The sequence below is a fragment of the Pseudomonas sp. Marseille-Q1929 genome (assembly GCF_017316265.1).
Classification (GTDB): domain Bacteria; phylum Pseudomonadota; class Gammaproteobacteria; order Pseudomonadales; family Pseudomonadaceae; genus Aquipseudomonas.
In genome coordinates, this window is the sequence record NZ_JAFLWU010000015.1 from 114,884 (window position 1) to 138,516 (window position 23,633).

Sequence of the window (23,633 nt, forward strand, 5' to 3'; positions counted from 1 at the left end):
CAGCAAAAAGGGATTTTTTTTACGTGATTCAGAGCCTCTTTCTGTTCGCCTGGCTGGCGCTGTGCGCTGCGCAAGATATCCGCCAACGGCAGATCGCCAACTCACTGACGCTCGGCGCCTTCCTGCTGGCCCTTGTTTACCTGCTGTGGAGCGGCACCACCTGGCTGGGCGCCACGCCGGCCGAGGGCGGCTGGGCGTTTGCCCTGGCCGTGCTGTTCACCTTGCCCGGTTACGCGTTGGGGCGCCTCGGCGCTGCGGACGTAAAACTGCTGGCGGCCCTGGCGCTGGCGACCAATTGCGAGTACTTGCTGGGCACTTTTATCGGCGCCGGACTGGCCAGTGCGGCCTGGTTGCTGCTGGCGCCAAAATTGTGGCCGCTGATGAATCAAGGGGTTAGAAACACCCTTCACTATCTGGGGCCCGAGCAGTCAAAAAAACAACCCTTTGCCCCGTTTTTACTGGTCGGGTTTACCCTCGCCTGGTTTTGGATCCCTTTAGTCGCGACGTAGGCTATCGCTATGTACATAGTCGGAAAGTGCGTCTACGTTTATAGCTATGGTGTGCGAAATAGACGCTGTTGGCACGGATTGATCAGACTTTGGCTTGCCCAGGCATGGAGTAGCGCGTGAACAAGCTTACCCCGCAAATGAAAGTGCTCGTGGTCGACGATCAGCCGTTGATCGTGGAAGAGTTGTGCGAATTCCTCGAAAGCAACGGCTACCGTTGCGTGCCATGCCATTCCAGCCCGCAAGCCGTCGCGCGGTTTCGTGAAGACGCCGAGATCGGCCTGGTGCTGTGCGATCTGCACATGCCGGACATGGACGGCATCGAACTGGTCCAGGAGCTGCAACGCATCGCCGGCAAACAGCGCGCCTTTGAGGCGATCATGCTGACCGGTCGCGCCGACAAACAGGATGTGATCAAGGCATTGCGTGCCGGGATTGCCGACTACTATCAAAAACCGATCAACCTCGAAGAACTGCTCGAAGGCCTGCAACGCCAGGAGACGGCGTTGCGTGAGCGGCAAAAGGGCGTGGAGCTGGGGCAGCTGAATCAGAAGCTGCAGTTTCTGTCGGCCTCGATCGATGACCTGTACCACGACCTCGACAAAGTGCGCAGCAGCCCGCAGGCCGCCGGCCACGCTGCGCCGGACGATCTGGCAGACGCCGACAGCAGTGAAATGCCGGCCATCTTCAAGCAGTTGTCCCCCCGCCAATTGGACGTGGCGCGCTTGGTCGGCAAAGGCCAGACCAACTATCAGATCGCCTGTGAGCTGGGCATCACCGAGAACACGGTAAAACTCTACGTGTCCCAGGTGCTGCGCCTGACCCATATGCACAACCGCACGCAACTGGCGCTGGCGCTGTCACCGAGCAGTTCGGCGATACGCCAGCGCGTCACCGCCCACTAGTTACTGCCGCTACTCGCGGCGCCGCCCACTTTCTGGTCGTAGTATTCGGGAATAGGGTGTTTGTAACTATCAATCAACCGTTGCATGGCCTGCTCGCGCTCGGCTGGCGTGGCCTTTTGCGGCGTTGATGTCGCCAACTGCCCTTTGATCTGCATTTGCAGCCAGCCTTCGGTCTGTCTCTGGTACACCGATGACGGCCCGGGCTCGATCGCCAGCGCGGTCAGGGGCAGGGTGGCCAACAGCAGGTGGGCGAGGGGTTTGAGTTTCATCGGGGCACTCCCTTATTGGACGGTCGCCACTTGGCCCTTGGCGCGGGTTGCCGAGCCCTTGAGTTGCTCGGCGCGGGTCTGGGCCTGGTTGAACTGCTCGGGGCTCAGGTTGAAGCGGCTGACGAACTGCGACGCCTGCTTCCAGTTGTTCTGGTAAATCAGCAAGGTGACCATATTCACCGCCGCCAGCGAGTTGCTCTGGTTGAGTTCCATGGCGGTGAGGAATTCGAAGCGGGCGTCTTCCATGCGCAGCTGGTTGAGGTAGACCACCCCCAGGTCGTTGCGGATTTTTTCATCGATGGGTGACAGTTTGGCGGCCCGTTGCAAGTGTTCCAGGGCCTGGCCGTTATCGCCCTTGGCCACCGCCAATTGGCCCAAGCCATGTTCACCCTCGGCTGCCAGGCACGTGCCCAGCAGGCTGCGGTACATCGGCTCGGCCTCGCTGCGCCCGAGCAGCCGGTACACCTTGGCCTTGCGCAGGCGCACCTGAGGCAAGTTGTCCGCCAGGTTTTGCAGGTTGGCCAGGCTGGCGTGCAGCTTGCCGTCATTGGCCATTTCATCGGCGAGGTTCAGTGACAACTCCTGGTCCGAACTGGGTTTGGAGCAACTGCTGGCGCCAGCGAAGCCGGACCAGGGCGTCTGGCCCATGTTCGCGCAACCGCTCATCAACAACACGCTGCAGGCGGCAATCAGTAATTTCATGGTGCGTCCTCTCAAGGCCCCATGGCCTTGGAAATGGCGATAAACCCAGGGCCAGCCAAGACAATCAGCAGCGCGGGAAACAGAAAGACCATCATCACGACCGACATCTTGGCCGACATTTTCGAAATGAATTCCTGCATGCGGGTCAGGCGCCGGTCATCCAGCAATTGCTTGAGCGCCTGCAACGACTTCATCGCGCCGCCGCCTTGATACAACAGCTGTTGCAGGATCGCGCAGGTGTCGCTGAACTCGTCCACGCTGAGCATCAGGCTGGTCTTGCTCAGCTCTTCGCCCAACTCCAGGCCCGAGTCCACCCGCGCCAGCACCAGGCGCAGCTCCGAGGTCAGCACCGGCAGCAACTGCTGGGCTTCGTTGGTCATGACCCGCAGGGTCTGCTCCACAGCCATGCCCGACTCGAACAGGATGCGCAGCAGCGGGATAAAGGTCGAAACCTCCTGGGAAATTTGCTCCTGACGCCGCTTGGCCATGGACGCCAGCACGCGCTTGGGCAGCAGATAGCCGGTGGCAAAGCCCAGGAATGGCGCGGGCCAGGCATGGGTGACATCGGGGAAAAACACGCTTTGCAAGAGGAGGGTCAAGCCGAGAAACAGGAACGGCGCGCCCACCTGGCAGGCGGCAAACAGCGAGCGTTGGCTGGCTTTTCTCCAGCCGATGCGGTTGAGCAGGACTTGTGTTTCGTTGTCCAGGCTGATGGTGCGCTGGCCGATCCGCGTGTTGCCCAGTTGGCGCAGCAAGTGCCCGACCTTGTCGTTGCGCTGGGTGTCGCCCTGGAGTCGCTGGGTCACTACCCGTTGCTGGCGGCGCTGGCCGATCACGTTGACGGCCACCAGGGCGAACGCAGCGAGAAACAGCGCAATACTGATGAGCACGGCCATCTCAGATACTCCTCAGCATGCGCCACAGCGCCACACAACCGATGATCTGCATGCTGAAGGCGCCGATCAGCAGCAACTGGCCGCTGCCATCGGCCCACATGCCCACCAGGTAAGTCGGGTTGGTCAGCAGGAAGTAGCCGGCCACGCTGACCGGCAGCAGCGCCAGCACCACGGCGGTGACGCGGGTTTCGCCAGTCATGGCGCGCAGCTGGCGCGCGCCCTGGTCGCGCTCGCGGATCATCTTGATCAGATTTTCCAGCAGGTCGCTGGCGTTGCCGCCATAGCGATGGTTGACCTTCAAACCGAGGGCAAACAGGCGCAGCTCATCCTGTTCATACAACTCGGCGAAGTCGTGCGCGGCCTCCGGCAGGCTGACCCCCAACAACACGTTGCGCTTGATGCGGCCCATGGCGCTCTGCAACGGGTCTTCGCTGGCATCGATGGCGCCGAGCACCGCATCGGCCAGGGTACGCCCGGACTTGAGGCTGCGCACGGCGTGGTCGAGCAATTGCGGCAGTTGCTCGATCATGCGCCGCAACCGGCGCTGATAGCGCAGCGAGATGTAGAAACGCAGCGCCAGCGGCGGCGTCAACAGCATCACCAGCAACCCCAGCCATTCGAAGGCGAGCAAGCCCAGCACCGCGCCGAGCACCCACAGGGTCAGCCACAGGCCCAGGCGCTCGGTCGGCTTGCCCAGGCCGGCGCGCATGAAGGTGCGTTCCAGACTGGTCAGCACCGGGTTGTTTTCCGGGCTGTCGGGTTGCCCGTGGGCCAGGCGCTCCAGCACGCGGTCGGTCTGCGCCTGGCGCACGCCACGGCGCATCAGGTGCAGGCCGAGCAACAGCATGGCCAGGGACATCAGCGCGAGCAGGATCGGAGCAAGCATGGGCGGCGCCTCCTACTGCGGCAGGTGGCTTTCGCGGCGCAGTTTGTCGCCGGCGGGGTTGATGGCTTCGCGCAAAAAACCGTAGCCGGTGCGTTTGTCGAGACGGAACAGGGTGTTGGTGACATACACGTCATCGCGCACGCCCACCACTTCCACCACCTCGGTGACGCAGCGGCGGCCGTCGGGCATGCGTGACAATTGGATGATCACGTCGAGCGCCGCGCAGATCATCTGGCGCAGGGTTTTTTCCGCGACGGTGCGCCCGGTCAGGCCCACCAGGGTCTCCAACCGCAGCAGCGCATCCTGGGCGTTGTTGGCGTGCACGGTACTCATGGAGCCATCGTGGCCGGTGTTCATCGCGGTGAGCACATCGAGCACTTCCACGCCACGGATCTCGCCGAGGATGATGCGGTCGGGGCGCATCCGCAGGGCGTTGCGGATCAGGTCGCTGGCCTTCACTTCACCGTGCCCTTCGGCATTTGGCGGGCGGGTTTCCAGGCGCACCACGTGGGGGTGGCCCAGTTGCAATTCGGCCACGTCTTCGATGGTGACCAGGCGTTCGTGGGGGTTGATCAGTTGGCTGAGAATGTTCAGCAGCGTGGTTTTACCGGTGCCGGTACCGCCGCTGATGAGGATGTTGCAGCGCTTGCCCACGGCCTCCTGGAAGAACTCGAAGATCGGTTGGTCGATGGTCTGCATGGCCACCAGGTCGCTGCTCTTGAGCATGTCCTTGCGGAATTTGCGGATCGACAGGCACGGGCCGTCGAGGGCAATCGGCGGGATGATCGCGTTGACCCGGCTGCCATCGGGCAAGCGCGCATCGACCATCGGCGAGGATTCGTCCAGGCGCCGTCCCAAGGGCGCAAGGATGCGTTGCATGACGCGCTCCACATGGTGGTCATCGATAAAACGCAGGTCACTTTGGTGCAGCAAGCCATCGCGTTCGACGAATACCCGATGCGGGCCGTTGACCAGGATTTCCGTCACGGAGGCATCGCGCAGCAGCACTTCCAGCGGGCCGAAACCGGTGAGTTCGTCGACGATCTCTTCGGCCAGGCGCTCCATCTCATAGCGGGAAATCGCCAGGTGCATACGGGTGATGTATTCGTTGACCTTGTCGATCACAAACTGCGCGAGGGACTGGCGTGTGCCTTCCAGCAGGTTTTTCCCCGACTCTTCGATGGCGTCGATGATGTAGCGGTGCAGCACCAGCTTGAGGCCGTCGTGATCGGTATTGCCGACGGCAGCGCGCCCGCCGGGCACGCCGAACAGCTTTTCGCCGCTCACTTGGTGCCCCACAGGCGCGTAAGCCAGTTGGCCGAGGGTTTCTCAAGGCCTTCGGAACGTTTGGCCAGGCGCTCGCCAAGCACCCGCAAGCCTTGGCTCAAGGGTTCGCGCGGGGCCAGGGAAAACAGGCTTTGCCCTTGGTTTTTCGCGTTCAGGCGCAGCTCTGCGGCCAGGGGCAGCACGGCAATGACTTCCAGGCCGAAGGTTTTGCCCAGGGCGTCGGCCTCGGGTGCGGCGCCTTTGATGTAGCGGTCGATCAGCAACCGGCCGTGTTCCAGCTTCATGCCTTTTTCTCGCCAGCGATTGAGCACCGCCAGGTTGCGCCGGCAGTCCAGCACGCTTTGGTCGGTGCACCACAGCAGCTTGTCGCAATGGCTGACAAAGGTGCGCAGGGCTTCGCTGTCCGGTTGGCCGGTGAGGTTCACCACGATGTGCTGGAAGTGTTGGCGCAGGGCGCTGAGCAGCATGTACAGCTCGGCGGCGCTGGTGTGTTCCAGGGGCTCGTCGCTGTCGGTGTAGGCGAGGATGCGCAGGCCCGCTTCGGTGGCGGTGAAGGCGCTGTTGATCAAGGTGGCGTCGAGGCGGCGCAGGTGACGCAAGGCGTCGCCGAAGTGGAACGAGCTTTCCAGGCCCAGCAGCGCCAGGCTGTCGCCCCGGGGCAGGCCGAGGTCGAGGACCAGGGTTTGCTGGCCGCTTTTCTGCACCACATGCGCCAGGTGCCCGGCCAACATGGCGCCGTCGGTGCCGCATTGGGTGCCATACAGCACGGTGAGGCCGCCCAGGTGACTGGTGTGGGCCACGGCCGGCAGGCGTTTGCTCAGGCGTCGCACCAGCCCCGCGACTTCACTGGAGCGCGAACCGTAGGCGACAAAATCCCGGGCGCCGGCGCGCATCGCATTCAGCACCAGCTGATTGTCCATGCCGTCGCCCAAGGCCACGATCGCCAGCATCGGCTTGGCCTCCAGGGCGCCTTCGATCAGGGCGCACTGGTTGGTGACGTTTTCGCGGTCGAGGCCGATGAACACCAGGTTGGCGAAGGTCACGTCCACCAGCGCAAGCAGCTCGTCGAGGCTGCCGCTGCCGGCGCTGACCACTTGGCCCAGAGGTGCGAGGGCGCCTTGGAGCCATTCCAGGTCGGTGCTGTTGCGGGTAATTGCCAGGAAGGTCTGGCTCAGGCTTTCGCTCATTGGGAGAGTCCTGTGCGTCGGTCGAAATTGCCGTTTTCGAGGAAGAACAGGCGGTACCAGTTCGGGTCGTAGCTGCGCAGGTTTTCCCCCGGCAGGGACGGCAGTTGTGCGTTCGCGGCGAGAGGCTGGACCAAATGCGGGGTGACGATCATCAGCAGCTCTTTTTCTTCACGGCTGATGTTGGAGTCACGGAAGAACGCACCGAGGATCGGGATATCCCCCAGGCCTGGAAATTTGTCGATGGTGGAGCGGTTATTGGTGCTGATCAGGCCGCTGATCACGAAGCTCTCGCCATCGGCCAGGGACACGCTGGTGTCGGTGCGGCGCACGGTCAGCGCGGGCACCCGGATGCCCTGGATGGCGACGGCGTTGCTGTAGTCCAGTTCGCTGACTTCCGGCGCGACCTTGAGGGTGATGCGGTTGCGGTCGATCACCGTGGGGGTGAGGGTCAGGCGAATGCCGAACTCCTTGTACTCGATGGAAATGGTGTCGCTGCCGGCGCTGGGCACTGGGATCGGCACTTCGCCGCCGGCCAGGAAGGTCGCGCTCTGGCCGCTCAGGGCCACCAGGCTGGGACGCGCCAGGGTGTAGGCGAAGCCGCTGCTTTCGAGGGCGTTGATCATCGCCTTGACGCGGCCGCCGCCAAAACCGACGTTGAAATTGTCGGTGCTCACCGGCAGTTTGAACACGCCCTCTGAGGGGGACAGGATGTTCGGGCTGCTGAGGAAGAAGTTGGTGCCGACCCCGAGAAACTTGGTGCTCGCTTCCTTGAGCTTGGTGCGGCTGACTTCGACAAAACGGATATCGGTCTGCACCTGGCTGGGCAGCGACGGGTCTTCCGACGGCGACAGCGACAGGCTGGTCAGCGCCGACGTGGCCTTGCCCTTGACGAACACCATGGTCTGGCGCGGGCTGGGCGAGCAGGCGGTCCAGATCATCAGGCTGGTGGCGCCGGATGAGACGCCGGTGAGCAGGAAGGCCTGGTTGCCGTTGACGTGGACGTCGGCGATTTTCGGATCGCCGACCGCCAGCCGGGTAATGGCGACCGGGGACTGGATGGCCTGTTGCAAACCTTCACCGACCTCAAGGGTCGCCGGCAACTGCCCCAGGCTGGCGCAATTGCCCGATGCTGCCTGTGCCGCGCCGACGGGCAGGGCGAGAGTGACCAGGGCGCAGAACACTCGCGAAAACTTCGGCATGGAACGACTGCTCATTCAAGGCATCCTTAGCGCTATCAGGGCGTTTGTTGAGTGACCTGGTTACCGCGTATCACCTCGACACCCGAACGACGCGGTGCGGCATTTTTGGAGGCTGTCGGGTTGAAGTTGCTGATGGGCGGCGCGGTTTGCGCCAGTAGGTTGAACTGGTAGAGGTCGCGCTTGGCGGTGTCGAGGTTTTGCTCTGAGTCCGTATCGCCGGCCCAGTAGCGGCTCAGGCGCTGCTCGTCGGCGCTGCGCACGGCCAGGCGCAGGCTGCCGGCCTGTACAGCGAGGACCAGGCGGCTCAGCAATTGTTCGGGCACGGCCAGCAACACCGTGCGTGCAGTGGCACGGCCTTGTTGTTGGCGGGCTTTGTCTTCGGCGGTGACGGCCACCGGTGAGCCGGGCGTGCCGTCGTTGGTCAGGCCCAGTTGATCGCCCACGCCCAGCAGGCGCAGCGCGGGGATGACGGTTTGGGCGGACGGTTGCGGGTTGCCGTTTTCCGAGCGCAGGTACAGCATCACATCGACGTAGTCGCCAGGGTTCAATTGGCCGCTGGCGCCGGTCACTTCATCCACCGCAACCGCCAGCGCGCGCTCGTCGGCGCGGATCATGCGCGACAGGTTGCCGCCGGTGTTGAAGCTTTCCTCGGTCAGCCAGGTGCCGGCTTGCAGGGCGCGCCACGGCGTGCGGCCGACGGCCTGGTCCAGTGAGGTGAGGCTGCCGGCGGGGACGGTCTTGAGTTTTTCCACCGTCAGGTCGGCGGCGGTGAGGGCGACGAAGGGCGGCACGTCATGGGCCAGCACGACCACGGGTTGGCGGGTCGGGTCTTCGATGGCAGCGACAGGGGCGTTATTAATGACAGGTGGCGCGACGGTGGCAACCGGTTCCGGACGGCTGAGAACCAGGCCCCAGTACCCGGCAATCAACGCCCCCAGCAACAGTACCCCGGCCAGAATCATGCTGATACGACTGCTCATGAAGGCTCTCCCTTTCCTACTGCCAGACCTTTCAACCGGTCCATCCAGCGACTACGCAATCAGTTCGTTCTGGGTATTCAACTATTTCGCTATTTGAAGGTAGTTGAGCTAGGACAAAATGCCATTACTGCATGGAAATATTGTGTATCGCGGCGCAAACATTGGCGTCTTGGCGCCAAGGTTCTGACTAATACTTTGTGATTAGTCGCTTATTACACTTGTGGGGAGTGAATTTGCCGACAATGCTCTAGTGGCATAGCGAGATCATGTTGCAAGCCCGCTACATCCGCGCTCTCAGCGCAAAGGAGAAGTCATATGTTCCTTGATGCCATTCGCAAAGTGTTTATCAAAATCCAGATTCTGTCTTACGGAAGAGAAGGGGCCTCCGGTATTGAATATGCGATTGTCGCGGCGATGTGTGCGGCGGTGATCGGGATCTTCATGACGCCGATCAGCACTAAGGTAAAGGCGATCTTTACCTCGATTCAAACCGGAATCACATCGTGATGGTGTAGCGAGTCGCTTTCTCCTCTTTTGACGGAGCCCTACATGCGTATCGAAGAAAGCATTCGTTTTATCTGCGTGAAAGTGTGGGTCATGATGAGCGCCAGGGAGGGCGCTTCCGGCATCGAATACGCCATTGTGGCGGCAATGTGCGCGGCGGTGATCGGGATTTTCATGACTCCAATAAGTGACCGTGTGAAGGCGCTGTTCGACCTGGTCCAGGCGAGCATTGCATCGACTTGATCAATCCCGCGACACGACTAACCTGAGTGCATTCTTAGTGTCAGGATCTTTCGCCATGAGTCCCTCTGCGCCTGCTTCGCGGCAACAACTTCTCCTGGTGGACGACGAAGAGGACGCCCTGATCGAACTTGCCGAATCCCTCTCCAATGAGGGATTTGTGTGTTTTACCGCCACCTCCGTGACCGACGCGTTGCAGGAATTGACCCTCAACCCAGACATCGCGCTGATCATCACCGACCTGCGCATGCCCGAGGAAAGCGGCATCTCCCTGATCAAGCGCCTGCGCGAACACACCTCCCGCCAGCACTTGCCGGTGATCGTGATGTCGGGCCACGCCGAGATGGATGACGTCAGCGACATGCTGCGCTTGCAGGTGCTGGACCTGTTTCGCAAGCCCATCTACTTGGTGCGGTTGATCGATACCCTCAACAGTTTGTTTCCCCTGCAGAAGCGCCAGTTCTAGGCTCAATGTGGGAGGGGTTTGTGTGGGAGCGGGCTTGCTCGCGAATGCGGCGTATCAGTCACCTGATGAGCTGGCTGACCCACCGCTTTCGCGAGCAAGCCCGCTCCCACATAAGCTAATTCCCACACATGCCCACACACATCGGCCTGATCAGAGTTGGTAGCTGAAACTCAGCGTATACCGCGGCCGCCGGTCAAAGCTGTCCAGCGCCACGTCCGACAGCGGTTTCGCCGCCTCCAGCGCAATGTTGTAGTACTGGCTGTCGCCAAAGCGTAGGCCCACGGCGGCGGATGACAGGTCGTTGCCCCTGATCGGCAGTACGTTGAACCAGGTCTTGGCGCGGTCGAGCACCACGTACGGTTGCAGGATGCGCACCCAGTCGCCGGCACGGTTGTAGCTGTAGTTGATCTCGTACGCCAGGCCCCAGCCCTTGTCGCCCGAGCCCTGATCGTCGGGGTAGCCACGGGCGAAATTCTGCCCGCCGAAGGTGGCGCGCTCGCTGTCGGGCAGGGTGTCGTCACTCCAGTAGAACGCCCCGGAAAGCACGCCCTGGAAGTTGCTGCCGAACAGCTTGTTGCTTTGCACGCCGGACAGGCGCAGGCGGAAGAAATCCAGGTCGGGTTTTACCCCATCGAAGTCGCTGTGGGTCTTGGCGCCCAGGCCATTGATGCCTTGGTACAGGCCCGCGCTGAGGATGCGCAGTTGGTCGGTGTCGGCCTTGCGCCAGTCGCCTTCGAAGGCCAGGGCGCGCAGGTTGGTTTCCAGGTCAAAACGATTGGGGAAACCCACCAGTTGATAACGGGTTTTCTGATCGACGCCATAAATGCGGGTGCCGAGGCTCAACGACTCGGTCGGCGAGGCAATCACGGGGTGGCTCACGCCGATGGAAAAACGGTCGATGGCCTGGTGCGGCTTGAGCTGGAAACCGCCGTCCAGTTGCACGTTGGTGCCCGGGTCGGCGCGGTAGCGTTCGCCTGACAGTGCAAGCTGGGTGCCCTCGGCGTTGACGAACTGGCTGTAGGCGGCGCGGTAGTAGTGTTCCTTGTCGTTGCCCGGTGGCGCCAGGGCGCTGACGGTCAACTGTTCACCCATGGACGTCTGCGAGTTGCTGGTGGCGCTGACCAACGCTTGCAGGCCGCCACGGCTGGCCTGGTTGAGGCTCATGCTGGTGGTGAAGGGCTTGCGGCTGGCGGTGATCTGCATGTGGGTGCCGCCATCGGTGGTGCGGGGCGGTGGCACTTGCGCCTGCAAGGTCACGCCGGGAATCGCGCCCATCAGCGTGGTGTAGCGCTCGAAGGTCTTGCGGGTGAGTGGGCGTTCGGCCTTGAGTTTGTCGGCGAGTTTGTCCACGTAGGCCGACACCGAACCGATATCGCCTTGCAGCTGGTAATCGCGCACATAGCCTTCCACCAGCACTACGTGGACCAGGCCGCCCTCGAAACTTTGTTCCGGCAGGAAGGCATAGGACAGCAGGTAGCCGTCCGCCTGGTAGCGCTTCGTGATGCTGCGGGTGGCTTCGATCAGCTGGGCGATATTGGTTTCATGGCCAATCAGCGGTTCGAAGGCCAGCGCCAGGTCCTTGAGCGGGTAGACCGTGCCGCCGTCGATCTGCAGTTTGCTGATGGTCACCTTGGTGTCCATCAGCAGCGGCTGGGCTTCGCTGGCCGCAGGCGTTGGCAGCTGGGTTTGCGGGGTGTTTGGCCGGTAGGCGTCGGCAGGCAGGTTGGGCACGGGCAGGTTGCGGATGGTGTCGTTGCTATTGAGGAAGCTGGGTAGGGTTTCGGCGTGGGCGTAAGCACTGAGGGTAAGCAACAACAGCGGCGTCAAAGCGCGCATAGGACACTCCATGGTCAAAACTGCAGCAGCGTTTCGCAGATTCCCGCCCGGGCTCTGGGGCGCGGTTCGGGTGCCTTTCATTGGCGCATAAAAAAGACGAGAGACTTATTGGGTCTCTCGTCTCAACCAAGCGTAGGCGCTGTAGGGGAGGCCGTCTAATCGGCCAGGTGCAATTCTATTTTGTGCCGGTCAGGCCACCGAGCAAACCGCCCAGGCCGCCGCTGGTGCTGGCCCCTGCACTGGCACCGGCAGATGCGCTGCCGCCCAGGTTCAGGCCGCCGCCGAGCAAACCACCACCGCTACCGCTGGTACCGCCGGTGACCAGGCCACCCACCGAGGTCACGGTGCTACCGACTGCGCTGACGGTGCCGCCCAGGGCATTGGTGACCGGGTTGGCATTGGTGCCGGTGATTTTGCCGCCGAGGCCGCTGACGGCGCCGCCGACGTTGGTCACCAGGCCATTGACCGGAGCTCCCAGGCCAGTGGTGTTACCGACGTTTTGGGTGAGGCTGGTGACGCCACTGGTGACTGGATTAAGCGCGCTGCCCAGGCTGGTGGTAAGTGCCGCGACCGGAGCACCGGCTGCGGTGTTCGGTACGCCATTGCCGCCGAGCAGCGTGCCGAGGGAGGCCACGGTGCCGCCAACACTGCCACCGGTGACGCCTGCCGCGCTGACCACGCCATTGGTGTTACCAGCGTTCAAGCCGTTGCCGGCGCCAGCAATCACGCCGCCGATGAGTTCCGGCAGGCCGAGGTTGCCCGTGCCGATGCCGCCGCCGGAACCGCTGCCGGTGCCAGTGGTTGGGTTGACATAGCCGCCGGCGCTGCCGACCACGGTGCCCACGCCATTCAGCACGCCGCCCACGGCGCCCGTCACAGGGTTGCCGGTGCCGCCAGCGCCGGCGACTTTATCGCCGAGGCCGTCGACGGTACTGCCGACTTTATTCAGCAGGCCGCCCACCGGGCTGCCGAGGCCGGTTGCGCTGCCGACTTGGCCGGTGGTTTTTTCGACGAGAGAAACCACTGGCACCAGCACTTTGGCGCCCACGGTATTGGTGACCGAACCCAAGGGGCCGGTGGTGCTGGCGGTGCTCAGGGTGTCGCCGAGCATGGTCACGACGTTGCCGACTTTATCCACCACACCGCCGACCACTGGCGCGGCGCCACTCACCACCGGCACTTGGCCGAGCAAGGTGGCAACGTTGCCGCCGGTGGTGCTCACGCCATCACCGAGGTCGGAGACGGCATTGCCCACACCTGCAACGGTGGTGCCCAACGCATTGCTGTTGGTGCCGAGGGTGCCAAGCCCGCCTGACAGGCCAGTGCCGAGGCTGCCAACCGCGTTGCCGGTCGCAGTGACCAGGCCGCCGGTGGTAGCGCCGACAATCGGCAGGCTGCCCAGGGTGGTGCCAAGGCTGCCGACCGCGGTGCCTACGCCCGTTACGGTGTCGCCTACGGTGTCCACGACCGTCGCGGTGACCAGAGGGGTGGTGGTGCCGCCACCGGTGCCACCGCCCGTACCGCCGCCAGTGCCACCACCGGTGCCGCCGCCCGTGCCACCACCGGTTCCGCCACCCGTGCCGCCGCCAGTGCCACCACCGGTTCCGCCGCCAGTACCGCCACCGGTACCACCGGTACCGGCTGTTGTGTCGTCAGTGGAAGACGAACCACCACTGTGATGCCCGCCACCACCGCTGCTGCAGCCGCCGAGCGTCAATGCTACTGCCAGGGCCAGCGCGGTACTTGCTTTCCAAAACACTACTTGAGTTTTCATGATTGAGTTCCCTGCACCTGTACAACCTTGGTTGTCTTCAAACACTCGCCATTTCTATGGAAGGCGATGCGTTTGTCCGTGTGGCTATAACAGGCCAGGGGGCTCTTTCTGACAATGCTCAACTTGGTATTAACGATTTATATACGGTCGTAAAGTCTCTGCTTAGGGACTAATACCAAGGGTGTAAAAAGAGGATGTATCAAGATATATATCTGTTAAAAATCATTGGCTTGAATGAAATAGCGGACTTTATAAAGTCCGCTATAACTTAGGGTGTATATATACAATTAAGCAGTGTGTTTCAGGCGATCGGCTGCCATTTGCCTACCATATGTTCAATATCACCCGCGCCGCTCAAGCGACATTCACCCGCGGAACCGGCGGCGCTGGCAAACAACGTCACTTCACTGGGCAGGCGCACGGGTTTCCTGAACTCGACGCTGATCTCAACATTGGCGGCGGGCAAGTGTTCGCCCAAGGCGGCGAGGGTGTACGCCTTGTTCCACAGCCCATGGGCGATGGCCTGGGGAAAACCGAACAGCTTGGCGGTCAGGGCGCTGAGGTGGATCGGGTTGTAGTCGCCGCTGACCCGGGCATAACGCCGGCCGATATCGGCGGGGGCTTGCCAGCGCATCAGCTCGCTGACGTCGGTGGGGCTCGGTTGCGCCGCGTCCTCGGGTTCGCCGTCGAGCTTTACGCCTCGGCAAAGCATGCGGCTTTCGGCTTCCCACAGCAGGCCGAGGGCATCGCTGACGGTGGTCACCAGCTCGAAGGTCGCGCCCCTGGGGTGCGGCTTGAGGTTTTGTGCGTGGACGCTGAGGGCCAGCTCGCTGACGCCGCCCAAGGGTCGGTGGATACGGATGGTATTGCCCAGGTGGATCAGCCCCAGCAGCGGGAACGGGAAGCGGTTGTCGGTGAGCAACTGCATCTGCAAGCCGAACGCGAGGACATGGGGATAAGTCGCCGGCAACATCGGGCTGTCGGCAAACCCGCAGACCTTGCGGTATTTTGCGACAGCGTTGGGGTTGACGGTCACCCGGCAGCGCAGCCCGCGCTCGGGCAACGCCGTGCCGGTGATCTTGCGTTTGAGTGCCGCGCGCCAATACAGCGGCGGCAGCGACGGTGTGCTGTGCAACGTTTGCCAGTCCATGCCTACGCTCCCAAGAGACTTTGCCCACACACCCGCAGCGCCTGCCCGCTGACGGCACCGCTGCCCGGCTGGCCGAGCCAGGCCACGGCTTCGGCCACGTCCTGGGGCAAACCACCTTGGCCCAGCGAACTCATTCGTCGCCCGGCTTCACGTAAGGCGAAGGGGATATGCGCGGTCATCTGGGTTTCGATAAACCCCGGCGCTACGGCGTTGATGCTGATCCCCCGCCCGTTGAGCAACGGCGCCCAGGCTTGTGCGAGGCCGATCAAACCGGCCTTGCTCGCGGCGTAGTTGGTTTGCCCGCGATTGCCGGCGATGCCGCTGATGGACGCCAGTAGCACCACGCGGGCGTTGTCGTGCAGGGTGGCGCTGTCGATCAGCGCCTGGGTCAGCACTTGCGGGGCATTGAGGTTTACGGCCAGCACCGCGTCCCAGTATTCCGGGGTCATGTTGGCCAGGGTTTTGTCGCGGGTGATGCCGGCGTTGTGCACGAGGATGTCGAGGCCATCGGGCAGGTGGTCGATCAACTGCTGGGCGGCGTCTGCGGCGCAGATATCCAGCGCCACGCTGCGCGCACCCAGGCGGGCGGCGAGGGCGTCGAGGTCGCCCTTGGCCTGGGGCACGTCGAGCAGGATGACGTCCGCACCGTCGCGGGCCAGGGTTTCGGCGATGGCCGCGCCAATGCCACGGGCGGCGCCGGTGACCAGCGCCTTGCGCCCGGCCAGGGGGCGAGTCCAGTCTTCGACCTGGGTTGCGCACGCTTGCAGGCGAATCACCTGCCCGGAAATGTAGGCGCTTTTGGGCGAAAGGAAGAAGCGCAGCGCGCCTTCCAGCTGGTCCTCGGCACCCTCGCCGACGTAGAGCAATTGCAGGACGCCGCCATTGCGCAGCTCCTTGGCCAGGGAGCGGCTGAACCCTTCGAGAGCACGTTGGGCGCTGGCGGCGAAGGGGTCGTCGAGGCTTTCCGGCGCACGGCCGAGGATCACCAGGTGCGCGCTGTTATCGAGGTTTTTCAGCAGCGGCTGGAAGAATTCGCGCAGTTGCTTGAGTTGGTCGGTGTGCTGCAAGTCGCTGGCGTCGAACACCACCGCCTTGAGCTTGGGACCGTGGCCGGGAATCCACGTCGGCGCTTCGCCGCCATAGGTGTAGGTCGCGTCTGTCAGCTTATGGGCGAACGCCTGCACCTTCGCTGCCAGCGCACCGCCGCCCAGCAGCAGCGCCCCTTCCACCGGGCGCAGGCGTCCGGCTTGCCAGCGTTCCAGGCGTACCGGTGACGGCAGGCCAAGGGCGGCGACCAGGCGATGGCCGAGGCTTGAGTTGGCGAAGTCGATATAACGGTCAGACATGGAACGCTCTCCGAAAGCTGGGGTTCAAAGGGTTGACCACCCCGGGACGGTAGTCGTTCGATCAGCCTAGGCTAGGCTGAATGATTCCACCCACAACCTTCAGGGAGCTTTCCATGACTCAATTGCGCCGCGTAGCGATCATCGGCGGTAACCGCATTCCCTTCGCCCGCTCCAATGGTCCGTACGCCACGGCGAGCAACCAGGCGATGCTGACGGCGGCGCTGGAAGGCCTGATCGAACGCTACAACCTGCATGGCCTGCGCCTGGGCGAGGTGGCGGCGGGTGCGGTGCTCAAGCATTCCCGTGACTTCAACCTGACCCGCGAATGCGTGCTTGGCTCGCGCCTGTCGCCGCAAACCCCGGCCTATGACATCCAGCAAGCGTGCGGCACCGGCCTGGAAGCCGCGTTGCTGGTGGCCAACAAGATCGCCCTCGGCCAGATCGAGTGCGGGATTGCCGGCGGTGTGGACACCACGTCCGACGCGCCGATTGGCGTGAATGAAGGGCTGCGCAAGATCCTGCTGCAAGCCAACCGCAGCAAATCCATGGCCGACAAGCTGAAAGTCCTGCTGCAGCTTCGCCCCCATCACCTCAAGCCGGAACTGCCGCGCAATGGCGAACCACGTACAGGGTTGTCCATGGGCCAACACTGCGAACTGATGGCACAGACCTGGCAGATTCCCCGCGCCGAGCAGGATCAGTTGGCCCTGGAAAGCCATCAGAAAATGGCGGCGGCTTACGCGGCAGGCTGGCACAACGATTTGCTCACGCCGTTCCTCGGCCTGACCCGCGACAACAACCTGCGCCCCGACCTGACCCTGGAAAAACTCGCCGCGCTCAAGCCGGCATTCGAACGCAGCGAAAAGGGCACGCTCACCGCGGGCAACTCCACCCCACTCACTGATGGTGCGTCGTTGGTGCTGTTGGGCAGCGAGGCCTGGGCGAAAGAGCGCGGTTTGCCGATCCTCGCGTATCTGCGTGATGGTGAAGCGGCGGCGGTGGATTTCGTCAACGGTGCCGAGGGCCTGCTGATGGCGCCGGTGTATGCGGTACCACGCTTGTTGGCGAGGAATGGTCTGACGCTGCAAGACTTCGATTACTACGAGATCCACGAAGCCTTCGCGGCCCAGGTGTTGTGTACGCTCAAGGCGTGGGAGGATGCGGACTACTGCAAGACGCGCCTGGGGCTGGATGCACCACTGGGGAGCATCGACCGCAGCCGCTTGAATGTGAAGGGCAGCTCGCTGGCGGCCGGGCATCCGTTTGCGGCCACAGGTGGGCGTATCGTCGCCAACCTGGCCAAGTTGCTGGATGCGGCAGGCAAGGGGCGCGGGCTGATTTCCATCTGCGCGGCGGGCGGGCAGGGCGTCACCGCGATCATTGAACGGTGAAACTGGCCTATTGAATGCATTCTTAAGTGATCAACGGTCGGTAGCCCCTCCCACCGGCGAGCCGATTGCCGTATAACGAGTGCCATACGCGTATTTGGTAATAAAGGACCCACAATAAAAGCTGATGAAGACTCCTAAACGCATTGAACCCCTGATCGAAGACGGTCTGGTCGACGAAGTGCTGCGCCCACTCATGAGTGGTAAAGAAGCAGCTGTTTATGTGGTGCGCTGCGGCAACGAATTGCGTTGCGCCAAGGTTTACAAGGAGGCGAACAAACGAAGTTTTCGTCAAGCGTCCGAATACCAGGAGGGCCGCAAGGTCCGTAACAGTCGTCAGGCCCGGGCCATGGCCAAGGGTTCCAAGTTCGGTAAGAAAGAAACCGAAGACGCCTGGCAGAACGCTGAAGTGGCGGCGTTGTTCCGCCTGGCCGGTGCGGGCGTTCGCGTGCCCCAGCCGTTCGACTTCCTCGAAGGCGTGCTGTTGATGGAATTGGTGGCCGACGAGTACGGCGATGCGGCGCCGCGCCTGAACGACGTGGTGCTGGAGCCGGACCAGGCGCGTGAATACCACGCCTTCCTGATCTCGCAGATCGTGTTGATGCTGTGTACCGGCCTGGTGCACGGTGACTTGTCCGAGTTCAACGTACTGCTCACGCCGACCGGCCCGGTGATCATCGACCTGCCCCAGGCGGTGGATGCGGCGGGCAACAACCACGCGTTCAGCATGCTGGAGCGGGATGTGGGCAACATGGCGTCGTACTTCGGGCGCTTTGCCCCGGAGTTGAAGAAGACCAAGTACGCCAAGGAAATGTGGGCGTTGTACGAAGCCGGTACCTTGCACCCGGCCAGCGTCTTGACCGGCGAGTTCGATGAGCCGGAAGAGTTGGCGGATGTCGGCGGTGTGATCCGCGAAATTGAAGCGGCGCGGCTGGATGAAGAGCGTCGGCAGGCGATTCGGGCGGCGGATGATGCGCCGCCGAGCAAAGTGCCAGACGAGCCACCGCCGCCGCCTTGGATGCAATAACACCCTGTGGGAGCTGGCTTGTGTGGGAGCTGGCTTGTCGGGTCGCCGCATCGCTGCGATGCAGACACCTCGGTCCATCAGTTGCACCGAGGTGATGCTATCGCAGGCAAGCCAGCTCCCACACAGACCAGCTCCCACAGTTGTTTTTGTGTACTTCGTTCAGGTGCAGCAACTGCCCGAAGCCAACTCCTTGAGAATCGGACAATCCGGCCGATGATCGCCTTGGCAGTGCTCCACCAGGTCCTGCAACGTATCGCGCAACTGCCCCAACTCCAGAATCTTCTGATTCAACTCATCGATATGCTGGCGCGCCAGCGCCTTCACATCGGCGCTGGCCCGTTGCCGGTCCTGCCACAGGGTCAGCAGCTTGCCGACCTCTTCCAGTGAAAACCCCAGGTCCCGCGAGCGTTTGATAAACGCCAGGGTGTGCAGGTCGTCGGCACCGTACACGCGGTAGCCGCTGTCGGTGCGGTGGGCGGCTTTGAGCAGGCCGATGGATTCGTAGTAGCGAATCATCTTGGCGCTGAGGCCGCTCTGGCGTGCGGCTTGGCCGATGTTCATGGGCGGTGGTCCTCGAGGTCCTTGGGTTTCCAGGTTTTCAGCAGCAGGGCATTGCTCACCACGCTGACGCTCGACAGCGCCATCGCCGCGCCGGCCAGCACCGGGTTGAGCAGGCCGAACGCGGCCAGGGGAATGCCGATCAAGTTATACACAAAGGCCCAGAACAGGTTCTGGCGGATTTTTGCGTAGGTCTTGCGGCTGATCTCCAGCGCTGCCGGCACCAGGCGTGGGTCGCCGCGCATCAGGGTGATGCCGGCCGCGTGCATGGCCACGTCGGTGCCGCCGCCCATGGCGATGCCGATGTCGGCGGCGGCGAGGGCCGGGGCGTCGTTGATGCCGTCGCCGACCATGGCCACCACGCCGGTTTTTTTCAACTCGGCGACGGTGGCGGCTTTGTCGGCGGGCAGCACTTCGGCGTGCACGTCGTCGATGCCCAGCGCCTCGGCCACCACGCGCGCGCTGCCACGGTTGTCACCGGTGAGCAGGTGACTGCTGATGTGCTGCGCCTTGAGCAGGCTAACTGCTTCAAGCGCGCCGGGCTTGAGGGTGTCGCCAAAGGCAAACAGCCCCAGCACACGGGGTTGCGCGCCTTGCTCGATCAGCCAGGACAAGGTGCGGCCTTCGGCCTCCCAGGCTTTGGCGGAATCTGCCAGGTCGCCGGCGTTCAAGCCGCTTTCTTCAAGCAGGCGGCGATTGCCCAGGGCCAACGGTTGGCCATCCAGCGTGCCGGCGATGCCGCGCCCAGTCAGGGACTGGCTGGCGGTCACGTCCGCCACTGGCAGACCTTGTTCCTTGCACGCATCCAGCACGGCCTTGGCCAGCGGGTGTTCGCTGCCGCGTTGCAGCGCGCCGGCCTGTTGCAACAGCAGGGCTTCGTTGCCATCCACGGCGGCGAGGTGGGCGATTTTCGGCGCGCCGGAGGTGAGCGTGCCGGTCTTGTCAAAGACCACCGCGCTCACTTCATGGGCGCGTTCCAGGGCCTCGGCATCCTTGATCAGAATGCCATGGCGCGCAGCCACGCCGGTGCCGGCCATGATTGCAGTCGGTGTGGCCAGGCCCAGGGCGCACGGGCAGGCAATCACCAGCACGGCCACCGCATTGATGATCGCGGTTTCCAGCGATGCGCCGTACAGCCACCACCCCACCAACGTGACCAACGCCAGCACCAGCACGGCAGGCACGAACACTTGGCTGACTTTATCCACCAGTTTCTGGATCGGCGCCTTGGCGGCCTGGGCGTCTTCCACCAGGCGGATGATCCGCGCCAGCACGCTTTCGGCACCCAGGGCGGTGGTGCGCACCAGCAGGCGGCCTTCGCCGTTGATGGCGCCGCCGGTGACCTTGTCCCCCGGCTGTTTGGGCACCGGCAGGCTTTCGCCGCTGATCAGCGCTTCGTCGGCGTGGCTTTGGCCTTCGACCACTTCACCGTCCACCGGGAAGCGTTCGCCGGGTTTGACCAGCACCAGGTCATCGAGGGTCAGGGCGCTGATGGCGACGTCTTCTTCACGCCCGCCGCTCACCCGAATCGCGCGTTCCGGGCGCAAGGCTTCCAGGGCGCGGATGGCGCTGGCGGTCTGGCGCTTGGCGCGGCTTTCGAGGTATTTGCCCAGCAGCACCAGGGCGATCACCACCGCCGAGGCTTCGAAGTACAGGTGCGGCGCCATGCCGGGGTGGGCGGTGAGCCATTCATAGATGCTCAGGCCATAACCGGCGCTGGTACCGATGGCCACCAGCAGGTCCATATTGCCGGCGCCGGCGCGTACGGCTTTCCAGGCGGCTATATAGAAGCGCGCACCAAAGATGAATTGCACCGGGGTGGCCAGGGCGAATTGCACCCAGGCGGGCAGCATCCAGTGCAGGCCGAAGGGTTCCACCAGCATCGGCAGCACCAGTGGCAGCGCCAAGGCAATCGCAAACACCAGCGACCAGCGCTCGCGGTGCAGGCGCTTGGCCTGATCGACCTCGGTAGCGGTTTCGCTTTGCGGCAGGCTGGCGGTGTAGCCGGCTTTGTCGACGGCGGCGATCAATACGCTGGGGTCCATCTGGCCCGCGACTTCGACGTGGGCGCGTTCGTTGGCCAGGTTGACGCTGACGCTTTGCACCCCCGGCACCTTGCCCAGCGCGCGCTCGACGCGGCCGGCACAGCTGGCACAGGTCATGCCGCTGATGGGCAGGTCAAAGGTGGTTGATCCATTCATGGGGCAGTCCTCCAGGAGAAGTTGCCCCTAGGATCAACCTTGACCTGTGGGGAAGGTCAAGTGCTGGGCGCGGAGCGTCCTAGGAGGCATTCCCACGCGGAGCGTGGGAACGATCGGTGTGGGCGGTCAGTATTCCAAGGCGGCGGGCTTGAGGTACATGCCGTCCGGGCCTTGGGCGATGCGCAACTTGCGCACGTCGCCGGCCTTCAGGGTGATGTTCTGCGCCGGTGGTGCGAGCAGGCCTGGCAGGCAGCCTGGCGACTGGCCCGGCAGCAACTTGAGGCGCAGCGACAGGTTGCCCGCCGGCAAGTTGAACGAGGTGGCTTGTTCCTGGAACAATCGCCCGGCCAGTTGATCATTGAGGTACAGGCCGATCTCGCAGTTGGTCGGCACTTCCAGGCGCTCCCGGGAAATGATCAATACCGCGTAGTCTTCTGCGGCACTGGCCATCGGTGCGGCGGCAGACAAGCTCATCAGGCCGGCAAGGGCAAAAAACGACCAGCGCATGGCGAATGCTCCGTGGTTCAAATCAAAGATGGCTCAAGCTTGGCCGACCGCGCGAGCGAATACCAGCCCGGCCGATGTTTTAGGCGCTTGACCTTGCCATGATGGCAAGGTCGAGACTGCCTCCACCCTCAATCAAGGAGTCATGTCATGCAAGTATTCAGCGTTGAAGGAATGACCTGCGGCCATTGCGTCAAGTCGGTCACCCAGGCGGTGCAGAGCCAGGACCCGGCGGCCAGTGTGAAGGTCGATCTGGCGGCCAAGGAAGTCGGGGTCGAGAGTCGTTTGTCGGCCGAGCAAATCATCAGTGCGATCACCGAAGAAGGCTACAGCGCCAAGCTCGCCTGATTTTTCAATAGTTAGCGAGCTATCGTAATGTTCAAGGCACCCAAGCGCGGCTAGACTGTCGGGCTGCCGACTCACTTGGGTGCCTTCATGAACCTGCGCATTATCCTGATCCTGGGCGCCTTGAGCGCCTTCGCGCCGTTGGCGATCGATTTTTACCTGCCGGGCTTCCCCGCCATGGCGATCGCTTTTGGCACCGACGAAAAACATGTCCAGCAAACCCTGGCGGTGTATTTCATCGGCCTGGCCATTGGCCAATTGATCTACGGCCCGCTGGCCGACCGCTTTGGCCGGCGTGTTCCGCTGCTCAGTGGCGTCACCCTGTTTACCTTGGCGTCCTTCGCCTGCGCCTATGCACCGTCCCTGGATTGGCTGATCGCCGCGCGTTTCGTCCAGGCCCTGGGCGGTTGCGCGGGCATGGTGATTTCCCGCGCGGTGGTCAGCGACAAATGTGATGCGGTGGGCTCGGCCAAAGTGTTTTCCCAACTGATGCTGGTCACCGGGCTGGCGCCGATTCTCGCGCCGCTGGCCGGTGGGGTAATGGTTGGGGTGTGGGGCTGGCAGTCGATCTTCCTCGCGCTGACGCTGTTCAGCGTAATGGCGGCGGTGGCCGTTGCCGTCGGTTTGCCGGAAACCTTCCCGGCCCATCAGCCGCGCCAGCCGTTGTCTGGCTCGCTGCGCCGCTACCTGTCGCTGCTGTCGGACCGGGTGTACCTCGGTTACGCACTCACTGGCGGTATTGCGATTGGCGGGATGTTTGCCTACATCGCCGGTTCACCTTTCGTATTCATCAAACTGTATGGCGTGCCCGCTGAGCATTACGGCTGGGTCTTTGGCTCCAACGCGGCCGGTTTTATCCTGATCGCCCAAGTGAACGCGCGCTTGCTGGCCAAGCGCGGCCCGGCGTTTCTGCTGTCGCGCAGCGTGTGGGTGTACCTGGCGGCGGCCCTGTCGTTGCTGGCGATCAGTGCCTTGCACACCGATGCGCTGTGGCCGCTGCTGGTGCCGCTGTTTATCTGCATCGCCAGCCTGGGCTGCATTCTGCCCAACACCTCGGCGTGCGCCATGAGCGGGCAAGGGGCGCGGGCGGGCAGTGCGTCGGCCTTGCTCGGTTGCATTCAGTTTGGTGTGGCAGCGGGCGCGGCGTCGTTGGTCGGCCTGTTGCATGATGGCACGGCGATGCCGATGGCCATGGTCATCAGCTTGTGCGGTGTGTTGGCGGTGACGGTGGCCGTCTCGACCCAGCGCCTGCAACGGGCTCGGGCCGCACAAGCGCAGGGCTGAGATGCGGGTCAGCCAGCGGCGGAACGTTGCTGGTTGAGGGGGATGGCGTGGGGCGCCTGGATACGGGCTTGCAGGGTCTCGGCAAAGGCGCGGGCCTCGGCCTCACTGTGGAAGGTGATGGCCTTCTGGTCGAGGCGCACTTCCCATTGGGATTTTGCTAACGCTTTTATCAGGATCTTCATTGCTGACTTCC

The 23,633-nt window shown here is 63.2% G+C and carries 25 protein-coding genes; 9 read left to right on the plus strand and 16 right to left on the minus strand.

What is annotated here, in order from left to right; genetic code table 11:
• The first annotated feature begins 23 nt into the window (after positions 1–23).
• Positions 24–509, plus strand: a complete 486-nt coding sequence (locus J1G37_RS17310; protein WP_207043701.1) for a prepilin peptidase — start codon at positions 24–26, stop codon at positions 507–509.
• A gap of 116 nt (positions 510–625) precedes the next feature.
• Entirely contained in the window at positions 626–1,411 is a 786-nt protein-coding gene (locus J1G37_RS17315) for a response regulator transcription factor (RefSeq protein ID WP_207043702.1), read from the plus strand.
• Here J1G37_RS17315 and J1G37_RS17320 read toward each other — a convergent pair.
• From J1G37_RS17320 to cpaB, 8 genes are read right to left on the minus strand one after another with little or no spacing between them, the layout of a single operon-like run.
• Positions 1,408–1,680: a DUF3613 domain-containing protein gene (locus tag J1G37_RS17320; protein WP_207043703.1), complete on the minus strand. Its 273-nt coding sequence runs from the start codon at positions 1,678–1,680 to the stop codon at positions 1,408–1,410. The genes J1G37_RS17315 and J1G37_RS17320 overlap by 4 nt on opposite strands.
• Positions 1,681–1,692: 12 nt before the next feature.
• Complete coding sequence (locus J1G37_RS17325; protein ID WP_207043704.1) at positions 1,693–2,382, minus strand: tetratricopeptide repeat protein; 690 nt, start codon at positions 2,380–2,382, stop codon at positions 1,693–1,695.
• Positions 2,383–2,393: 11 nt separating this feature from the next.
• On the minus strand, positions 2,394–3,278 hold the full coding sequence (locus tag J1G37_RS17330; protein WP_207043705.1) for a type II secretion system F family protein: 885 nt from the start codon (positions 3,276–3,278) through the stop codon (positions 2,394–2,396).
• Between the two features lies 1 nt (position 3,279).
• Positions 3,280–4,164: a type II secretion system F family protein gene (locus tag J1G37_RS17335; RefSeq protein WP_207043712.1), complete on the minus strand. Its 885-nt coding sequence runs from the start codon at positions 4,162–4,164 to the stop codon at positions 3,280–3,282.
• Between the two features lie 12 nt (positions 4,165–4,176).
• Positions 4,177–5,451 (minus strand): CpaF family protein, encoded by a 1,275-nt coding sequence (locus tag J1G37_RS17340; protein ID WP_124525650.1) that lies wholly within the window; start codon positions 5,449–5,451, stop codon positions 4,177–4,179.
• Entirely contained in the window at positions 5,448–6,638 is a 1,191-nt protein-coding gene (locus J1G37_RS17345) for a pilus assembly protein (RefSeq protein WP_207043714.1), read from the minus strand. The genes J1G37_RS17340 and J1G37_RS17345 overlap by 4 nt, the downstream gene beginning before the upstream one ends.
• Positions 6,635–7,852 (minus strand): type II and III secretion system protein family protein, encoded by a 1,218-nt coding sequence (locus tag J1G37_RS17350; RefSeq protein WP_207043716.1) that lies wholly within the window; start codon positions 7,850–7,852, stop codon positions 6,635–6,637. Before J1G37_RS17350 ends, J1G37_RS17345 begins: the two co-directional genes overlap by 4 nt.
• A 20-nt stretch (positions 7,853–7,872) precedes the next feature.
• Positions 7,873–8,817: a Flp pilus assembly protein CpaB gene (cpaB, locus tag J1G37_RS17355; protein ID WP_207043718.1), complete on the minus strand. Its 945-nt coding sequence runs from the start codon at positions 8,815–8,817 to the stop codon at positions 7,873–7,875.
• A gap of 315 nt (positions 8,818–9,132) precedes the next feature.
• Between cpaB and J1G37_RS17360 the strand changes: the two genes are divergently transcribed.
• The 3 genes from J1G37_RS17360 to J1G37_RS17370 are packed head-to-tail and all read left to right on the plus strand — an operon-like array spanning position 9,133 to position 10,027.
• Positions 9,133–9,324, plus strand: coding sequence for a Flp family type IVb pilin (locus J1G37_RS17360; protein ID WP_207043720.1), 192 nt, complete (start codon positions 9,133–9,135; stop codon positions 9,322–9,324).
• Between the two features lie 42 nt (positions 9,325–9,366).
• The gene (locus J1G37_RS17365) at positions 9,367–9,564 is read left to right on the plus strand and encodes a Flp family type IVb pilin (RefSeq protein WP_207043722.1); all 198 of its coding nucleotides are present in this window, start codon (positions 9,367–9,369) and stop codon (positions 9,562–9,564) included.
• Between the two features lie 55 nt (positions 9,565–9,619).
• Entirely contained in the window at positions 9,620–10,027 is a 408-nt protein-coding gene (locus J1G37_RS17370; RefSeq protein WP_207043724.1) for a response regulator, read from the plus strand.
• Between the two features lie 150 nt (positions 10,028–10,177).
• Here the strand turns inward: J1G37_RS17370 and J1G37_RS17375 are convergent, their stop codons facing one another.
• The 4 genes from J1G37_RS17375 to J1G37_RS17390 form a co-directional block, all read right to left on the minus strand.
• Positions 10,178–11,863 carry a ShlB/FhaC/HecB family hemolysin secretion/activation protein gene (locus J1G37_RS17375; protein WP_207043726.1) on the minus strand — a complete coding sequence of 562 codons (1,686 nt, stop codon included), beginning with the start codon at positions 11,861–11,863 and terminating at the stop codon, positions 10,178–10,180.
• A 175-nt stretch (positions 11,864–12,038) separates the two neighbouring features.
• Entirely contained in the window at positions 12,039–13,637 is a 1,599-nt protein-coding gene (locus tag J1G37_RS17380) for a collagen-like triple helix repeat-containing protein (RefSeq protein ID WP_207043728.1), read from the minus strand.
• A 301-nt stretch (positions 13,638–13,938) separates the two neighbouring features.
• Entirely contained in the window at positions 13,939–14,787 is an 849-nt protein-coding gene (locus J1G37_RS17385) for a MaoC/PaaZ C-terminal domain-containing protein (RefSeq protein ID WP_207043730.1), read from the minus strand.
• Between the two features lie 2 nt (positions 14,788–14,789).
• The gene (locus tag J1G37_RS17390) at positions 14,790–16,133 is read right to left on the minus strand and encodes a 3-oxoacyl-ACP reductase (RefSeq protein ID WP_207043732.1); all 1,344 of its coding nucleotides are present in this window, start codon (positions 16,131–16,133) and stop codon (positions 14,790–14,792) included.
• Between the two features lie 113 nt (positions 16,134–16,246).
• Here J1G37_RS17390 and J1G37_RS17395 point away from each other — a divergent pair, with 113 nt between their 5' ends.
• Positions 16,247–17,524: an acetyl-CoA C-acetyltransferase gene (locus J1G37_RS17395; RefSeq protein ID WP_207043733.1), complete on the plus strand. Its 1,278-nt coding sequence runs from the start codon at positions 16,247–16,249 to the stop codon at positions 17,522–17,524.
• A 124-nt stretch (positions 17,525–17,648) separates the two neighbouring features.
• Positions 17,649–18,548 carry a PA4780 family RIO1-like protein kinase gene (locus J1G37_RS17400; protein WP_014716761.1) on the plus strand — a complete coding sequence of 300 codons (900 nt, stop codon included), beginning with the start codon at positions 17,649–17,651 and terminating at the stop codon, positions 18,546–18,548.
• Between the two features lie 159 nt (positions 18,549–18,707).
• Here J1G37_RS17400 and cueR read toward each other — a convergent pair whose 3' ends face one another.
• The 3 genes from cueR to J1G37_RS17415 form a co-directional block, all read right to left on the minus strand.
• On the minus strand, positions 18,708–19,109 hold the full coding sequence (gene cueR, locus J1G37_RS17405; protein ID WP_207043734.1) for a Cu(I)-responsive transcriptional regulator: 402 nt from the start codon (positions 19,107–19,109) through the stop codon (positions 18,708–18,710).
• Entirely contained in the window at positions 19,106–21,307 is a 2,202-nt protein-coding gene (locus tag J1G37_RS17410; RefSeq protein WP_207043735.1) for a heavy metal translocating P-type ATPase, read from the minus strand. Before J1G37_RS17410 ends, cueR begins: the two co-directional genes overlap by 4 nt.
• Positions 21,308–21,433: 126 nt before the next feature.
• A complete protein-coding gene (locus tag J1G37_RS17415; RefSeq protein WP_207043736.1) occupies positions 21,434–21,814 on the minus strand; it encodes a hypothetical protein in 381 nt (126 codons plus the stop codon).
• A 147-nt stretch (positions 21,815–21,961) separates the two neighbouring features.
• Here J1G37_RS17415 and J1G37_RS17420 point away from each other — a divergent pair, with 147 nt between their 5' ends.
• Both J1G37_RS17420 and J1G37_RS17425 read left to right on the plus strand, forming a co-directional pair.
• Complete coding sequence (locus tag J1G37_RS17420; protein WP_017735273.1) at positions 21,962–22,159, plus strand: cation transporter; 198 nt, start codon at positions 21,962–21,964, stop codon at positions 22,157–22,159.
• 87 nt (positions 22,160–22,246) lie between these two features.
• On the plus strand, positions 22,247–23,440 hold the full coding sequence (locus J1G37_RS17425) for a multidrug effflux MFS transporter (protein ID WP_207043737.1): 1,194 nt from the start codon (positions 22,247–22,249) through the stop codon (positions 23,438–23,440).
• Positions 23,441–23,448: 8 nt separating this feature from the next.
• Here the strand turns inward: J1G37_RS17425 and J1G37_RS17430 are convergent, their stop codons facing one another.
• On the minus strand, positions 23,449–23,622 hold the full coding sequence (locus tag J1G37_RS17430; RefSeq protein ID WP_207043738.1) for a hypothetical protein: 174 nt from the start codon (positions 23,620–23,622) through the stop codon (positions 23,449–23,451).
• Between the last annotated feature and the right edge of the window lie 11 nt (positions 23,623–23,633).

Coding starts and splice junctions, on each gene's coding strand:
- J1G37_RS17320 (WP_207043703.1), bottom strand. CDS start 1,680: ATGAAACTCAAACCCCTCGCCCACCTGCTGTTGGCCACCCTGCCCCTG.
- J1G37_RS17325 (WP_207043704.1), bottom strand. CDS start 2,382: ATGAAATTACTGATTGCCGCCTGCAGCGTGTTGTTGATGAGCGGTTGC.
- J1G37_RS17330 (WP_207043705.1), bottom strand. CDS start 3,278: ATGGCCGTGCTCATCAGTATTGCGCTGTTTCTCGCTGCGTTCGCCCTG.
- J1G37_RS17335 (WP_207043712.1), bottom strand. CDS start 4,164: ATGCTTGCTCCGATCCTGCTCGCGCTGATGTCCCTGGCCATGCTGTTG.
- J1G37_RS17345 (WP_207043714.1), bottom strand. CDS start 6,638: ATGAGCGAAAGCCTGAGCCAGACCTTCCTGGCAATTACCCGCAACAGC.
- J1G37_RS17350 (WP_207043716.1), bottom strand. CDS start 7,852: ATGAGCAGTCGTTCCATGCCGAAGTTTTCGCGAGTGTTCTGCGCCCTG.
- cpaB (WP_207043718.1), bottom strand. CDS start 8,817: ATGAGCAGTCGTATCAGCATGATTCTGGCCGGGGTACTGTTGCTGGGG.
- J1G37_RS17360 (WP_207043720.1), top strand. CDS start 9,133: ATGTTCCTTGATGCCATTCGCAAAGTGTTTATCAAAATCCAGATTCTG.
- J1G37_RS17365 (WP_207043722.1), top strand. CDS start 9,367: ATGCGTATCGAAGAAAGCATTCGTTTTATCTGCGTGAAAGTGTGGGTC.
- J1G37_RS17370 (WP_207043724.1), top strand. CDS start 9,620: ATGAGTCCCTCTGCGCCTGCTTCGCGGCAACAACTTCTCCTGGTGGAC.
- J1G37_RS17375 (WP_207043726.1), bottom strand. CDS start 11,863: ATGCGCGCTTTGACGCCGCTGTTGTTGCTTACCCTCAGTGCTTACGCC.
- J1G37_RS17380 (WP_207043728.1), bottom strand. CDS start 13,637: ATGAAAACTCAAGTAGTGTTTTGGAAAGCAAGTACCGCGCTGGCCCTG.
- J1G37_RS17385 (WP_207043730.1), bottom strand. CDS start 14,787: ATGGACTGGCAAACGTTGCACAGCACACCGTCGCTGCCGCCGCTGTAT.
- J1G37_RS17390 (WP_207043732.1), bottom strand. CDS start 16,133: ATGTCTGACCGTTATATCGACTTCGCCAACTCAAGCCTCGGCCATCGC.
- J1G37_RS17395 (WP_207043733.1), top strand. CDS start 16,247: ATGACTCAATTGCGCCGCGTAGCGATCATCGGCGGTAACCGCATTCCC.
- J1G37_RS17400 (WP_014716761.1), top strand. CDS start 17,649: ATGAAGACTCCTAAACGCATTGAACCCCTGATCGAAGACGGTCTGGTC.
- cueR (WP_207043734.1), bottom strand. CDS start 19,109: ATGAACATCGGCCAAGCCGCACGCCAGAGCGGCCTCAGCGCCAAGATG.
- J1G37_RS17410 (WP_207043735.1), bottom strand. CDS start 21,307: ATGAATGGATCAACCACCTTTGACCTGCCCATCAGCGGCATGACCTGT.
- J1G37_RS17415 (WP_207043736.1), bottom strand. CDS start 21,814: ATGCGCTGGTCGTTTTTTGCCCTTGCCGGCCTGATGAGCTTGTCTGCC.
- J1G37_RS17420 (WP_017735273.1), top strand. CDS start 21,962: ATGCAAGTATTCAGCGTTGAAGGAATGACCTGCGGCCATTGCGTCAAG.
- J1G37_RS17425 (WP_207043737.1), top strand. CDS start 22,247: ATGAACCTGCGCATTATCCTGATCCTGGGCGCCTTGAGCGCCTTCGCG.
- J1G37_RS17430 (WP_207043738.1), bottom strand. CDS start 23,622: ATGAAGATCCTGATAAAAGCGTTAGCAAAATCCCAATGGGAAGTGCGC.